This is a genomic window from Vibrio halioticoli NBRC 102217 (genome assembly GCF_000496695.1).
Classification (GTDB): domain Bacteria; phylum Pseudomonadota; class Gammaproteobacteria; order Enterobacterales; family Vibrionaceae; genus Vibrio; species Vibrio halioticoli.
On the sequence record NZ_BAUJ01000060.1, the window covers coordinates 1 to 15,479 of the forward strand.

Consider the following 15,479-nt stretch of genomic DNA (forward strand, 5'->3'; position numbering starts at 1 on the left):
ATCGAAAAATTCTGCCTTGTTCTCGAGCATTTTTCCTGCGCTAGTTCTGATCACTTACTTAGTGTGATTGGTATTACTTATTGGCCAGTTTGGCGATATTACGCAATCTCTGTTTTATGTTGTCCGGTGCTATTTCTGCCAGCATAGTTAAATTGTCGGCCGTGGCTTGCGAAAGCGGTGGACGAGAAGGGACGTCTTTTTCTGCGACAAACAGTTGCTCACTTTTATAAAGCTCAGGGCTTACTTTTATTTCAATATTCACTAGGCGAGCAAATCCATGCTGGCGTAGTTGAGATAAAAGATAGAGGCGATCATAGTTGAGCTTCATCATAATAGAGGCATTCGCCACCTCTAACACTAGTTGGCTATCTCGGCAATTGGCAACGCGGCAATAGCGTCTAATTTCCTTTGGTAGCAACTCTAAGACAGTATTATTGAGTTTATTGATGGTGGCCGCGTGCTCTTGGATAGCGCCTAGCTTGGTATTTTTAATAACCTCTTCGGTTAATGTAGGTCTATGGTCTCGCACAACTCAGCCCCAGAGAAGAATTTCTATGCAATTTTATCATGTTTGAACCCTTGATTCGCTTTATCTTTACCCAGTTAACTAAAAAAAATAGAGGCTTGTTCAAACAAATTTAGTTTCTAATGGTCGGCAAGTTTAAAATTTCATACACTATAGCCCATTAAATCTAATTGAAAGCTTGAAATTGCTTGCTTTGAACTCAATATCACTGAGTACTCGCTGAATAGATATATAGCCGAATAAGTATTTTGGGTCATAACGATCCACAACAAGAGAAACAATAACAATGATAACTAAGCTACTGACAAAGGTAATTGGCAGTCGAAACGAGCGTACTCTTCGCCGTCTTCGTAAGATCGTTAAAGAGATCAATAGTTACGAGCCTGATTATGACAAATTAAGTGACGAAGAACTAAAAGCTAAAACAGTTGAGTTTCGTCAGCGTTTAGAAAAAGGTGAAACACTAGAGCAACTATTGCCTCATGCTTTTGCTACGGTACGTGAAGCCTCAAAACGTGTATATGGCATGCGTCACTTTGACGTGCAGTTAATCGGTGGCATGGTACTGAATGACAGCGAAATTGCAGAGATGCGCACGGGTGAAGGTAAAACTTTAACTGCAACCCTTCCTGTTTACTTGAATGCTTTGACGGGTAAAGGCGTGCACGTCGTAACAGTGAACGACTATCTAGCGAGTCGTGATGCTGAAACTAACCGTCCATTATTTGAATTCTTAGGAATGACAGTGGGCGTGAACATTCCGAACATGGCGCCGCCAGCGAAGAAAGAAGCCTACAAAGCTGACGTTCTTTACGGAACCAACAACGAATTTGGTTTTGACTACCTACGTGACAACATGGCGTTCCGTGCAGAAGACCGCGTGCAACGTGAACGTTTCTTCGCAGTAGTGGATGAGGTGGATTCCATCTTAATCGATGAGGCGCGTACACCGCTTATCATCTCAGGCCCTGCAGAAGACAGTTCAGATCTTTATACCCGCATCAATGTGTTGATCCCTAATCTGCAAAAGCAAGATAAAGAAGATAGCGAAGATTACCGTGGTGATGGTCACTACACTTTGGATGAGAAATCTAAACAAGTGTACTTGACTGAAACCGGTCAAGAGTACGTTGAAGAATTGATGATTAAAAATGGCTTGATGGAAGAGGGTGATACTCTTTACTCACCAGCCAATATCAGCCTATTGCATCACGTCAATGCTGCACTACGTGCTCATGTACTGTTTGAACGTAACGTTGACTATATCGTTAATGAAGAAGGCGAAGTGGTTATCGTTGATGAGCACACTGGCCGTACAATGCCAGGTCGTCGTTGGTCTGAAGGTCTTCACCAAGCGGTAGAAGCAAAAGAAGGCGTTAAGATTCAAAACGAAAACCAAACGCTGGCATCAATTACCTTCCAGAACTATTTCCGTCTGTACGACAAACTGTCGGGCATGACAGGTACTGCTGATACTGAAGCGTTTGAGTTCCAGTCTATCTATGGCCTAGAAACTGTGGTTATCCCAACCAACAAACCTATGATTCGTAACGATATGCCAGATGTGGTTTACCGTACTGAAGAAGATAAGTTTGCGGCAATTATCGAAGATATTAAAGATCGCGTAAATGCAGGTCAGCCATCTTTGGTGGGTACAATCTCTATCGAAAAATCAGAGCTGTTATCTAACGCGCTGAAAGAAGCCAAGATCAAGCACAACGTTCTAAACGCAAAATTCCACGAACATGAAGCTGAAATCGTAGCGGGCGCTGGTATGCCAGGTGCGGTAACAATTGCAACCAACATGGCCGGTCGTGGTACCGATATCGTGTTAGGTGGTAACTGGAAAGCGGAAGTTGAAGCATTAGAAAACCCAACAGATGAGCAAGTAGCAGAGATCAAACAAGAATGGCGCAAAGTCCATGATCAAGTTCTAGCATCGGGTGGTTTACACATTATTGGTACTGAACGTCATGAATCTCGCCGTATCGATAACCAGCTACGTGGTCGTTCTGGTCGTCAGGGTGATGCAGGTTCTTCTCGATTCTATCTTTCAATGGAAGATTCTCTACTGCGCATTTTCACTTCAGATCGTATGGCTGGCCTAATTCAGTCTGGTATGGATGAAGGTGAAGCGATTGAAAGTAAGATGCTTTCTCGCTCAATTGAAAAAGCACAGCGTAAAGTGGAAGGTCGTAACTTCGATATTCGTAAACAGCTACTTGAATACGATGATGTTGCCAATGACCAACGTAAAGTTGTTTACGAGTTGCGTGATGAGTTGATGGAAGCTGATGACATCAGTGCAATGATCGAACATAACCGCGCTGATGTTGTTGAAAGCATCATTGACGAATACATTCCACCACAATCTATTGAAGAAATGTGGGATGTTTCTGGTCTTGAGAAACGTCTAAAAACTGAGTTTGAATTAGAATTGCCTCTGCAAACTTGGTTAGATGAAGACGACAAACTTTATGAAGAAGCATTGCGTGAGAAGATCTTAGCGGCAACAGTTGCTGTATACCAAGAGAAAGAAGAAGCGGTAGGTGCATCTGTACTACGTAACTTCGAAAAATCAGTAATGTTGCAATCTCTTGACGGACTTTGGAAAGAGCACTTGGCGGCAATGGATCATTTGCGTCAAGGTATCCATTTACGTGGTTACGCTCAAAAGAACCCGAAACAGGAATATAAGCGTGAGTCATTTGAATTGTTTGAAGGCCTACTTAATACTCTAAAATCTGACGTAGTGTCTATTTTGAGTAAAGTACGTGTTCAACAGCAAGAAGAAGTTGAGCGTATGGAGCAACAGCGTCAAGCTCAAGCTGAAGCGGCGGCTCGCTTAGCAAAAGCTCAGCACCAAACCGCTGAAAACCAACTTGCTGGTGATGAACAACCGGCTGCGGCAGCGCAAACTCCGGTACGTAACGAGCAAAAAGTGGGTCGTAATGAACCGTGTCCTTGTGGCTCAGGTAAAAAATACAAGCAGTGTCATGGTAAAATTGCTTAGTTATTCACTTTGTGAGTGATGGAATAAAATAAAAAGAGTCGCTGATGCGGCTCTTTTTTTACGTGTAGAGAGGAATGAATGAAAAGAGTTCATATTGTTGCTGGCATCATCTTCAACCCTGAAAAAAAACAAATCTATATAACAAAGCGTCCAGATCATGCACATAAAGGTGGTTTTTGGGAGTTTCCCGGTGGCAAGGTCGAACAGAATGAATCAGCCGCTGATGCTATCGAAAGGGAGTTGTTTGAAGAGATAGGAATTTGTCAGTTAGAGAGTGAAGTGTTTCAACATTTTGACTTTGATTACAGTGATAAAGCCCTGAGTTTTGATTTTTTTGTTGTGCATAGTTTTCAAGGCACGCCTTTTGGCAAAGAAGGGCAACAAGGACAGTGGGTTAACGTTGCTGATTTAGCTAATTACGCTTTTCCTGAAGCGAATATTCCGGTGGTAAAATCAGTGATGCAGCACTTTTAAAGCTATCTGTGAATTGGCTGGATTCTAAACTGTGATTCAGATACATTAAGTCATCCCAATTTTTATAATGGAGACTAACGTAGTGGTGCGAATAGCAGTTGCCGGAGCGGCAGGCCGTATGGGCCGTAATTTGGTTAAAGCAACAAACGTCATTGAACAAGCAACTCTTGGCGCAGCCAATGAACGTCCTCAAACCTCTTTAATTGGGGTAGATGTGGGTGAGTTGAGTGGCGAAGGTAAGCTTGATGTCGCACTTGTTGATGACTTTAATAAAGTGATTGATGATTTCGATGTAATTGTGGACTTTACTGCACCAGCAAATACGTTAGCAAACCTAGAGTTATGTAAACAACACGGTAAAGCTATCGTGATTGGTACAACAGGCTTTAGCGAACAACAAAAGCAGCAAATTAGTGAATACGCTAAGTCTGTTTCTATTGTGATGGCGCCTAACTTTAGCGTCGGTGTTAACCTAGTGTTTAAGTTGCTTGAGAAAGCGGCTAAAGTAATGGGTGATTACACGGATATTGAAATTGTCGAAGCGCATCACCGCCATAAGGTCGATGCTCCGTCGGGTACTGCCATTGGTATGGGCGAAGCCATTGCAAGTGCTATGGGTAACAACCTAGCCGATGTTGCAGTGTATGCTCGTGAAGGTATTACTGGTGAGCGAACTCGCGATGAGATTGGTTTTGCAACCATCCGAGCTGGCGATATCGTCGGTGAGCATACCGCTATGTTTGCTGATATCGGTGAGCGTGTAGAGATCACTCATAAAGCGACGGATAGAATGACATTTGCCAATGGGGCAGTGCGTGCAGCACAGTGGTTGGGTGATAAACCGGTGGGTTTATACAGCATGACCGATGTTCTCGATCTGAATAACATTTAATAAAACGCCAGCAGATGCTGGCGTTTTTTTTGCATAAAATTATCTAGCAACATTTGTTTGTAAATGAATGACTTTATATGATCTTTTATCGTGTTTGGTGTGATATTTAACTGAAGTTACTTATTTGATCGGTTAAATCTTGAGGGTAACGTTTTCTATTTCTCGAAAACGTATTTTCACTGATGACTGGTGCGCTTTTCCTATCTGTAGTTGAGAATGACTGTTAATTATCATTTTATATACAGGTTAAGTTTTGTTTTTAGGGGTTTCATATTCTAAACAAGCACTGATAGTAAAAAAACACTTTTTATTGGTCGTTTAATTGACAATATTACACTGCATCATTAGAATGCCGTCAATTTGTCTGAGTTCAGCAAATGTGACCTGTCTCTACAATAGAGAAGGCGCTTGAAATTTAATTTATTAATTTCACATATTTATTTGTTTGGAGGTTGTCTTGAATAAGCCAGCAATATTGGTCCTAGAAGATGGGACTGTGTTCCGTGGTATCGCGATTGGAGCTGAAGGCTCTGCAATTGGAGAAGTTGTTTTTAATACCTCGATGACGGGGTATCAAGAAATTCTTACTGATCCATCCTATTCTCAACAAATCGTTACTCTTACTTACCCTCACATTGGCAATACCGGAACTAACTCCGAAGATGAAGAATCTACTTCTATTCATGCTCAAGGCCTTGTGATTCGCGACCTTCCTATCATCGCTTCTAATTTCCGCAGTGAACAAACACTTTCTGAATACCTTAAATCTCAAAACATTGTAGGTATAGCGGATATCGATACACGTAAACTGACTCGTATTTTACGCGAGAAGGGTGCGCAAAACGGTTGTGTTGTTGCGGGTAATAACCTTGACGAAGCTTTGGCACTGGCAAAAGCGAAAGATTTCCCTGGCCTAAAAGGCATGGATCTTGCGAAAGAAGTGACAACCAAAGAAACCTACCAATGGAAACAAGGTTCTTGGACGCTTACAGGTGGTCTTCCTGAAGCGAAAGATGACTCTGAACTGCCATACCATGTTGTCGCTTATGATTTCGGTGCTAAACGTAACATCTTACGTATGCTTGTTGATCGTGGCTGTCGCCTAACTGTTGTTCCTGCTGAAACTTCAGCGGAAGACGTATTAGCGCTGAACCCAGATGGTGTATTCCTATCAAACGGTCCTGGTGACCCTGCTCCTTGTACTTATGCAATTGAAGCAACTAAAACTTTCCTAGATAAAGGCCTACCTATCTTTGGTATTTGTCTTGGTCACCAAATTCTAGCTTTGGCTTCTGGTGCGACAACAGTGAAGATGAAGTTTGGTCATCACGGTGCTAACCACCCGGTTAAAGACCTTGATCGCAACGTAGTAATGATTACTTCTCAGAACCACGGTTTTGCGGCTGACGAAGAGACGCTACCTGCTAACTTACGTGCAACGCATAAATCTCTATTTGATGGTTCATTGCAAGGTATTCACCGTACAGATAAGCCAGCGTTTAGCTTCCAGGGTCACCCTGAAGCAAGTCCTGGTCCACATGATGCGGCACCACTATTTGACCATTTCATTGACCTGATTAAAGAACATAAAGCGTAAGTTGGAGTAGAGAGAAAATGCCAAAACGTAATGACATAAAAAGCATTCTAATTTTAGGTGCTGGCCCGATCGTTATCGGTCAGGCGTGTGAGTTTGACTACTCTGGCGCACAAGCGTGTAAAGCTCTTCGTGAAGAAGGCTACCGAGTAATTCTAGTTAACTCAAACCCTGCAACAATCATGACTGACCCAGAGATGGCCGATGCAACTTACATCGAACCAATCCAATGGGAAGTTGTACGCAACATCATTGCTAAAGAACGCCCTGATGCAGTATTGCCTACTATGGGTGGTCAAACAGCACTTAACTGTGCCCTAGACCTAGAAAAGTACGGTGTTCTATCTGAGTTTAATGTTGAGATGATTGGCGCAACTGCTGATGCTATCGACAAAGCCGAAGACCGTTCTCGCTTTGATAAAGCGATGAAATCCATTGGCCTAGAGTGTCCTAATGCGGATACTGCTAAGAGCATGGAAGAAGCGTACAAAGTACTAGAAATGGTTGGCTTCCCTTGTATCATCCGTCCATCATTCACTATGGGTGGTACTGGTGGCGGTATCGCGTACAACAAAGAAGAATTTGAAGAAATTTGTCGTCGCGGTCTAGATCTTTCACCAACCAATGAGCTTCTAATCGATGAATCTCTAATTGGTTGGAAAGAGTACGAGATGGAAGTGGTTCGTGATAAAGCGGACAACTGCATCATCGTTTGTGCGATTGAAAACTTTGACCCTATGGGTATTCACACTGGTGACTCAATCACAGTGGCTCCAGCACAAACGCTAACTGACAAAGAATACCAATTGATGCGTAACGCATCTCTTGCGGTACTGCGTGAAATCGGCGTAGAAACAGGTGGTTCAAACGTACAGTTTGGTATCAACCCGAAAGATGGCCGTATGGTTATCATCGAGATGAACCCACGTGTATCTCGCTCTTCAGCTCTAGCTTCTAAAGCGACCGGTTTCCCAATCGCTAAGATTGCAGCGAAACTGGCAGTAGGCTTCACGCTAGACGAATTGATGAATGACATCACTGGCGGCGCAACACCAGCCTCATTCGAACCAACTATCGATTACGTAGTTACTAAGATCCCTCGTTTTAACTTCGAGAAATTTGCCGGTGCTAATGACCGTCTAACTACACAGATGAAATCTGTGGGTGAAGTTATGGCTATTGGTCGTAACCAACAAGAGTCTCTACAAAAAGCATTGCGTGGCCTAGAAGTTGGCGCAACAGGTTTTGACGAAATGGTTGACCTTGATGCTCCTGACGCACTGACTAAGATTCGTTACGAGCTTAAAGAAGCAGGCGCAGAGCGTATCTGGTACATCGCTGACGCATTCCGTGCCGGCATGTCAGTTGACGGCGTATTCAACCTAACGGCAATTGACCGTTGGTACCTAGTTCAAATCGAAGAAATCGTTAAGCTTGAACAACAAGTTAAAGCGAACGGTTTTGCGGGTCTAAACAAAGACGCACTAAATCAACTGAAACGTAAAGGCTTCGCAGATGCTCGTCTGTCTAAGATCCTTGGCGTTGCAGAAAGCGAAATTCGTCGTCTACGTGACCAATACGAAATTCACCCTGTTTACAAACGCGTAGATACTTGTGCGGCTGAATTCTCTTCAGATACGGCTTACATGTACTCATCTTACGATGACGAGTGTGAAGCAAACCCAACCGATAAAGACAAGATCATGATCTTAGGTGGCGGTCCAAACCGTATCGGCCAAGGCATCGAATTTGACTACTGTTGTGTACACGCATCACTAGCACTACGTGAAGATGGCTTTGAGACTATCATGGTTAACTGTAACCCTGAGACTGTTTCTACAGACTACGATACGTCTGACCGTTTGTACTTCGAACCAGTAACTCTGGAAGATGTATTGGCTATCGCTCGTGTAGAGAAGCCTAAAGGCGTTATCGTACAATACGGTGGTCAAACTCCACTGAAATTGGCTCGTGCTCTAGAAGCCGCTGGCGTACCTATCATTGGTACTAGCCCTGACGCTATCGACCGCGCCGAAGACCGTGAGCGTTTCCAAGTTGCTGTTGACCGTTTAGGTCTTCTACAACCACAAAATGCGACAGTAACAACAATGGAACAAGCGATTGAGAAGTCGCGTGAAATTGGTTACCCGCTAGTTGTACGTCCTTCTTACGTACTTGGTGGTCGTGCGATGGAAATCGTATACGATGAGCAAGACTTACGTCGTTACTTTAACGAAGCAGTTAGCGTTTCAAACGAATCTCCTGTACTACTTGATAGCTTCCTTGATGATGCCGTTGAAGTAGACGTTGATGCCATTTGTGACGGTGAGCGCGTAGTGATCGGCGGTATCATGGAACACATCGAACAAGCGGGCGTTCACTCTGGTGACTCTGCATGTTCACTTCCTGCTTATACGTTAAGCCAAGAAATCCAAGATGTGATGCGTGAGCAAGTTGAGAAACTGGCGTTTGAGCTAGGTGTTCGTGGTCTAATGAACACGCAGTTTGCGGTTAAGAACAATGAAGTATACCTAATCGAAGTTAACCCTCGTGCAGCGCGTACTATCCCATTTGTTTCTAAAGCAACAGGCGCTCCAATTGCTAAGATTGCCGCTCGCGTAATGGCTGGTCAATCTCTAGAAGCTCAAGGCTTCACTAAAGAAGTGATTCCACCATACTACTCTGTTAAAGAAGTGGTTCTACCGTTCAACAAATTCCCTGGTGTTGACCCACTATTGGGCCCTGAGATGCGTTCAACTGGTGAAGTGATGGGTGTTGGCGCAACATTTGCTGAAGCGTACGCTAAAGCAGAACTTGGTTGTGGCCATGTATACCCTGAAGGTGGTCGTGCACTGCTTTCTGTTCGTGAAGGTGACAAAGAGCGTGTTGTTGACTTAGCATCGAAGCTAACCAAATTAGGTTACCATTTAGATGCGACTCACGGTACAGCGGTTATCCTTGGTGAAGCAGGTATCAACCCTCGTCTAGTGAACAAAGTACATGAAGGTCGTCCTCATATTCTTGACCGTATCAAGAACAATGAATACACCTACATTGTAAACACAGCAGCGGGTCGTCAAGCGATTGAAGACTCAAAAGTACTACGTCGTGGTGCTCTTGCTGAGAAAGTAAACTACACCACAACGCTAAACGCTGCATTTGCAACTTGTATGGCTCATACTGCGGACGCTAAAACTAGCGTAACTTCAGTACAAGAACTACACGCAAAAGTGAAAGCAAGCTTAGCGTAACAACAAACTTTAAAAATAATAATCAGGCGGGGGTATTGCTCCCGTCATGACAACCTCATTTGCCCGCTTTTATAGCGGGCTTTTTTGTGTTTATAGTTATTCGATATAGCCACTTGATATAGCTACATCAATGTAAGCGAGTCATAAACCCCGCATTCTAATCGCCTAGAACAAATAATAAGATCAAGTCTCCAACCATGAGGAGATTTGAAATGGGTATACGACGCACCACCCAAGAGTGGCAAACGCTTATCGAGCAATCTGAATCGAGCTCATTGTCAACACTTGCATTTTGTAAGCTCAAGGAAGTCAATCCTTCAACGTTTTATGCCAAACGTAAACAACTCAACAAAACTGAGGTTTATCAAGGCTTCGTGAGAGCTGAAGTCGTCGAAATGACGACGAAGTATCAAGCTCAAATTGCAACGGCTAACATGACACTGCTCGTTAATGATGTTGAGTTAAGCATTCCACAAGGCACGCCAGTGGCCTATCTCGCAGAGCTTATCGGTGCGTTATCATGAAACGTATGCTCAGCGCACCAGTGGTTTACCTGTATCGTGAGAGTGTCGATTTTAGAAAGTCCATTAACGGCCTCGCTGCGATTATTGAAAGTGACACCGACTTATCTTTGGGGAGTGGTGCACTGTTCCTGTTCACCAACAAACAGCGCGATAAAATCAAAGTATTGTACTGGGATAAAACAGGCTTTGCTCTTTGGTACAAGCGCCTCGAAAAAGCCAAGTACAAGTGGCCTACACAAGAGAAAAATGAGGTGTTTACCCTCACTCAATTCGAGCTTGATAGACTGCTTTCTGGCTTCACGATTATCGGCCATAAACCCGTTAAAATAAACAATCTCACAATGACTTAAACGATAATAAAGCCTTATCTACCAAGCATTAACGGCATGATTTTAGTATAATAAATACCATGAAAAAGACGCCAAATATCAACCCAGAAAGTCAAGATGTTGCCGAGCTACAAGCGATGGTGAAAGCGCTGATGGCGTCAGAAACCCAATTGAAACAAGAGCGTCAATCGCTACTTGAACAACTCAAGCTTGCCTTCGACCGCCAGTTCGCTAAACGCTCGGAGGCGTTAAAGCCTTACGATGAATCTCAAGGTGACCTCTTCAACGAAGTGGAATGTGAAGCCGCTAAGGAAGAAGAGGTTGAGGTCACGACGACCACCACAACGAAGAAGCGCGGTAAACGCAAACCACTTCCAAAGACCTTGCCCCGTGAGGTTATCGAACTTGATTTAGACGACCATGAAAAGCAATGCGCTTGCTGTAATCATGACCTTCATAAAATCGGTGAAGACCGCAGTGAAAAACTAGAGTTTACGCCAGCGGTACTTAAAGTGTTGGAATATGTTCGTCCTAAGTATGCTTGCCGTCAGTGTGAGCAAACAGAAGAAAAAAGCCACATCGTTCAAAAGCCAGCGCCGCAAAACATTATCCCTAAGAGCTTCGCGACAGAGAGCTTGCTCGCCAACATCATCCTTGGCAAATATCAATACGCAATGCCACTGTATCGACAAGAGTCGTTGTTTACCCAATCGGGTATAGAACTATCACGCACCACCATGGCAAGGTGGATTATCCAAGTCAGTGAGAAGTTCGCTCCACTTTACGCAGCCTTGAAAACGCACCTACTAGAGCAAGCAGTGGTTCAGGCGGATGAAACGCCACTCAATGTTCTCAAGGAAGATAAGCAGTGTTACATGTGGCTTTACTGCTCGGGCGCAGACTCCCCAGGTGCCGCACTCCCCAACGTGAAGAATATCGCCTTGTACGACTACCAAAACAGTCGCGCGAGGGCGTGCCCTGTTGCCTTCTTGGGTAACTTTAATGGCTATCTGCAAACCGATGGCTATGCGGCCTATGACGGTCTTCACCAAGTGACCAATGTTGGTTGCTTGGCGCATGCAAGGCGTAAGTTCATGGATGCGAAGAAGCTCCAAGGCAAAGGTAAGTCAGGCAAAGCAGATAAAGCGTTGGCCAAAATCCAAAAGCTCTATGGGATAGAATCACGCTTAAAGGGGGCGTCTGCCGAAACACGAAGAGCAGAACGTCAACGGCATGCCAAGCCGATACTGGATGAGCTGTACGAGTGGATGACGACCCAACAAGTGATAAGCTCTAGCCCATTAGGCAAAGCGATAAAATACACGCTCGGGCAATGGCCAAAGCTGATCCGCTACATCGACGACGGTCACTTATCGATAGATAATAACCGTGCTGAACGCGCAATTAAACCGCTGGTCATTGGCCGAAAAAATTGGCTGTTCTCGAGCACGGTAAATGGGGCTGACGCTAGCGCAATGCTTTACAGTATCGTCGAGACGACAAAAGCTAATGGGCTTATCCTCTATAACTATATGGTCAAATGCATGAAAGAGCTGGCGAAAGCAGAGCCAGATATCGATGCGCTCCTACCTTGGAACTTCAAGTACTAGTAATATCGCCCCGTGGGTTCATGGGGCGTTTACACATCAATTGATGAAAATTAGGAATGAGTTGCTTTCTATTGTTTCGCTATTGTGATTTATCTCTCAGTGCTATCGTAGCGTTTCGATTTTTAGCGGATGGATGATGACCGATGGATGTAAGCATTGAGATACTTACGTTTTTATTTTTTGTAGCGGGCTTAGCCGGTTTTATTGATGCCATGGCTGGTGGCGGCGGGTTACTTACCTTACCGGCATTATTAGCCGCTGGCGTACCTCCTACGCATGCATTGGCCACCAATAAACTGCAAAGTTCGTTTGGTAGTTTCTCAGCCAGCTTTTATTTTGTGCGCAGTGGCTTAGTGAGCCTTAAAGAAATGCGCCTTGCTATTTTGTGTACTTTTATCGGTTCGGCGACTGGCGCAGAAGCGGTGCAGTATATTGATGCCAGTATTTTAACCAGTCTTATTCCCGCATTATTGATACTGATTTCTTTGTACTTTTTATTGTCACCACAAAATCGTGAAGCATCCGGTGAGCGAAAAATATCTGAAGCTATGTTCGCGTTTTTCATCGGTGGCGGTATTGGTTTTTATGATGGCTTCTTTGGGCCGGGAACAGGCTCTATTTTTGCGATTTGTTTTGTGGTGCTGGCTAATTGTTCTTTGGTGGAAGCAACAGCGCGCACTAAAATATTGAACTTTACTTCTAATATTGCTGCATTAACCTTCTTTATTATTGCGGGTTTGCCAATTTGGAAAATTGGTTTAGTGATGGCGGTTGGCGGGTTTATTGGTGCTCGTTGCGGCGCAAAAATTGTGGTGACCAAAGGGCAACGTTGGATCCGTCCGTTAGTGATCATTATGTCAATGACTATGGCAATGAAGCTGCTTTGGGAACAACATCAGCAATGGTTTGTATCATTGATTTCACTCTTTCATTCTTAAGCGATTTGGCTCTTACGCAGACATTGATCGGGCGGTTCAACGGTTTTAGTTGTTCAAAGTGAAATAGATTTTTCGTCGCAATATTAAGTGTCTTAATCGTTGATAGCGGGATAAGTGCTGGGGCTAATCCACCCAGAGCAAGGTTAGCCGCCGCAGTATAGGAGTCCATTTCCATTAGTGGGCTCACGCCAAGTTTTGCTAGCAATTGCAGCTGATAAGTGTTGGCTGGGTTGGCTAAGTCATTACAGATGAGTTTGCTAGGAAGCTGTGGCAGGCGCTGCTTGCTGACAATATAAAAGGGCTCATCAAACAAGTGAAATACTTCCAACCCGTGACTTTTTGGTAAGTGACCGGCACAAAAGCCAATGGTCACTCTGCCTGACTGCACGTTTTCAACAATTCTCGGGGTATGGTTGGTAGTGATAGTGAACGCGTTTTCTACCGCATTTATCTTATCTATTTGCGATGAAAGATAGCCTGCAATTAAGGTTTCTGAACAGTCCATTTTAATGACTGCATCTGAAGATAAGCTTTGCTCATCGCTGATCAGGCCTTGCAGTTCAATAAAGGTTGCTGCGACATTTTGGATAAGAGTTTGCGCAGCTGGGGTGAGTCTAATCAAGCGCCCATCGGGCTCAACTAATTTTTTATCGAGCTTTTTTTCTAAGTTTGAAATGCGTTTGCTGACTGCTGACTGGCTAATATAAAGCTGAGAGCCTGTGCGACTCATGGTTTTTTCTTTGTTTAACACTAGCAGTGTTTCGATACCTTCTAAAAGCATACGGCACTCATGAATATATGGAATTGATATTGAGTTAAGCTAGATGATTATAGGCAAAGTTGCTAGAGGAAAGTCATAAACTTAGCAGGAAAATAAAGCAATTATTTGACCTACTAAAGTTGATGACTTTTTCAAACTTGGGTATGGAGTGTTTTTGCCGCGAATATACGGCGTTAAACCCGTGACTACTGTTTGTTTAAGGCAAATGTAGGTAACGACAAATGCCAGCGAATGGCGGCTAAGCGTATGAGCAAGGTAACGGTAATACCTCCTAACATAGCTTGTGTGCTATTTACGCCCAATTCCATGAGCCCTGTATGTGTGCAGCCTCCGGCAATACATGCGGTTGCGTACACTTCACTGCGCAAGATCATCGGGATTTCTCGCGCTAAAATATCGCGCAAGATCCCACCGCCACAGCCTGTGAGTACCCCCATCATGACAGCAATCATGTAAGAGTCTTGATAGCTCAATGCCTTTTCAACACCAATGCCGACAAAAGCCGCTAATCCAATCGCATCACAAACAGGTAGCAAGTACCAAGCAATGCGTTTTGGCCTTCTGACGATCAGCATGGTGATCAAACTGGTTATGATGATCACCCAAACATAGGTGGTATTGCCAATCCAAAATACAGGAGTGGCACCTAGCATCATATCTCGAATAGTTCCCCCACCAATGGCAGTGACTGCAGCCAGTACAATCACGCCAAACGGATCCATTCTTAATCGACCGGCCAGCAATACTCCAGAAATAGCAAAGATGGCGGTACCAAAGAGGTCGATAAAGTACAGCAGGCTCATTACGCAGTTTTCACCAACGCTAGCATGTTCAGCACCATCTCAGATGAGCTCTTCGCTGCAAGAGGCAAGAACTCTTCAAAGCTCATTGGTGATTCTTTATCGGCCACATCAGAGATAGCACGTACGACCACAAAAGGAACCGCAAATTGATGACAAGTTTGAGCGATAGCCGAGGCTTCCATTTCTACTGCGATAACAGAAGGGAAGTCTGTGCGAATGCGTTGTTGCGCTTGTGCGGTGCAAACAAAGGTGTCACCTGTACAAATAAGACCGTGTACTGCGTGTGTATCAGCCATTTTGTCTAGTGCAGATTGTGCAAGATTGATCAGCTTTTCATCAGCTTTAAAAGCTGCTGGCTGACCAGCCATTTGCCCAATTTCATAACCAAAAGCAGTTACATCAGCATCATGGTGACGAACTTCAGTCGACACGATAACATCACCAAGGTTAAGGCTGGAGTCAAAACCGCCTGCAGAGCCAGTGTTGATAATCACGTCAGGTTGGTAATCACTGATCAGCAATGTCGTACCAATAGAAGCGGCAACTTTACCAATGCCAGATTGAAGTAGAACCACTTCAACACCATCAATGTCACCTGCGAAGAAGGTACAACCGCCTTTCTTCTGTTCGGTTAATCCCTTGATAGATTGTTTTAGGATGGCAACTTCTTGTTCCATCGCACCGATAATGCCGACTTTCATAAAAATCTCGCTCTGATCAATGTAGCTATATTAGATAGGGCGA

Annotated in this window: 13 protein-coding genes; 9 read left to right on the plus strand and 4 right to left on the minus strand. The window is 44.1% G+C overall.

Annotated features, from left to right (window positions below; all coding sequences use genetic code 11):
* Positions 1–73: 73 nt before the first annotated feature.
* Positions 74–529, minus strand: coding sequence for a DUF721 domain-containing protein (locus VHA01S_RS15075; protein WP_023405214.1), 456 nt, complete (start codon positions 527–529; stop codon positions 74–76).
* 283 nt (positions 530–812) lie between these two features.
* Between VHA01S_RS15075 and secA the strand changes: the two genes are divergently transcribed.
* From secA to VHA01S_RS15120, 9 genes are all read left to right on the plus strand, one after another.
* Positions 813–3,539 (plus strand): preprotein translocase subunit SecA, encoded by a 2,727-nt coding sequence (gene secA / locus VHA01S_RS15080; RefSeq protein WP_023405215.1) that lies wholly within the window; start codon positions 813–815, stop codon positions 3,537–3,539.
* A 78-nt stretch (positions 3,540–3,617) separates the two neighbouring features.
* Positions 3,618–4,013: an 8-oxo-dGTP diphosphatase MutT gene (mutT, locus tag VHA01S_RS15085; RefSeq protein ID WP_023405216.1), complete on the plus strand. Its 396-nt coding sequence runs from the start codon at positions 3,618–3,620 to the stop codon at positions 4,011–4,013.
* Positions 4,014–4,080: 67 nt separating this feature from the next.
* On the plus strand, positions 4,081–4,905 hold the full coding sequence (gene dapB / locus VHA01S_RS15090; RefSeq protein ID WP_174375527.1) for a 4-hydroxy-tetrahydrodipicolinate reductase: 825 nt from the start codon (positions 4,081–4,083) through the stop codon (positions 4,903–4,905).
* A 457-nt stretch (positions 4,906–5,362) separates the two neighbouring features.
* Positions 5,363–6,502, plus strand: coding sequence for a glutamine-hydrolyzing carbamoyl-phosphate synthase small subunit (gene carA / locus VHA01S_RS15095; RefSeq protein WP_023405218.1), 1,140 nt, complete (start codon positions 5,363–5,365; stop codon positions 6,500–6,502).
* 17 nt (positions 6,503–6,519) lie between these two features.
* Positions 6,520–9,750 carry a carbamoyl-phosphate synthase large subunit gene (carB, locus tag VHA01S_RS15100; RefSeq protein ID WP_023405219.1) on the plus strand — a complete coding sequence of 1,077 codons (3,231 nt, stop codon included), beginning with the start codon at positions 6,520–6,522 and terminating at the stop codon, positions 9,748–9,750.
* Positions 9,751–9,962: 212 nt separating this feature from the next.
* Positions 9,963–10,274: an IS66 family insertion sequence element accessory protein TnpA gene (tnpA, locus tag VHA01S_RS15105; RefSeq protein WP_023403558.1), complete on the plus strand. Its 312-nt coding sequence runs from the start codon at positions 9,963–9,965 to the stop codon at positions 10,272–10,274.
* Positions 10,271–10,624 carry an IS66 family insertion sequence element accessory protein TnpB gene (tnpB, locus tag VHA01S_RS15110; protein WP_023405220.1) on the plus strand — a complete coding sequence of 118 codons (354 nt, stop codon included), beginning with the start codon at positions 10,271–10,273 and terminating at the stop codon, positions 10,622–10,624. Before tnpA ends, tnpB begins: the two co-directional genes overlap by 4 nt.
* A 59-nt stretch (positions 10,625–10,683) precedes the next feature.
* Complete coding sequence (tnpC, locus tag VHA01S_RS15115) at positions 10,684–12,213, plus strand: IS66 family transposase (RefSeq protein ID WP_023405221.1); 1,530 nt, start codon at positions 10,684–10,686, stop codon at positions 12,211–12,213.
* Between the two features lie 143 nt (positions 12,214–12,356).
* A complete protein-coding gene (locus tag VHA01S_RS15120) occupies positions 12,357–13,151 on the plus strand; it encodes a TSUP family transporter (RefSeq protein WP_023405222.1) in 795 nt (264 codons plus the stop codon).
* Here VHA01S_RS15120 and VHA01S_RS15125 read toward each other — a convergent pair.
* The 3 genes from VHA01S_RS15125 to mtnN form a co-directional block, all read right to left on the minus strand.
* Entirely contained in the window at positions 13,078–13,932 is an 855-nt protein-coding gene (locus tag VHA01S_RS15125; RefSeq protein ID WP_023405223.1) for a LysR family transcriptional regulator, read from the minus strand. The genes VHA01S_RS15120 and VHA01S_RS15125 overlap by 74 nt on opposite strands.
* Before the next feature lie 185 nt (positions 13,933–14,117).
* Entirely contained in the window at positions 14,118–14,735 is a 618-nt protein-coding gene (locus tag VHA01S_RS15130; RefSeq protein WP_023405224.1) for a trimeric intracellular cation channel family protein, read from the minus strand.
* Positions 14,735–15,436: a 5'-methylthioadenosine/S-adenosylhomocysteine nucleosidase gene (gene mtnN / locus VHA01S_RS15135; protein WP_023405225.1), complete on the minus strand. Its 702-nt coding sequence runs from the start codon at positions 15,434–15,436 to the stop codon at positions 14,735–14,737. The genes VHA01S_RS15130 and mtnN overlap by 1 nt, the downstream gene beginning before the upstream one ends.
* Between the last annotated feature and the right edge of the window lie 43 nt (positions 15,437–15,479).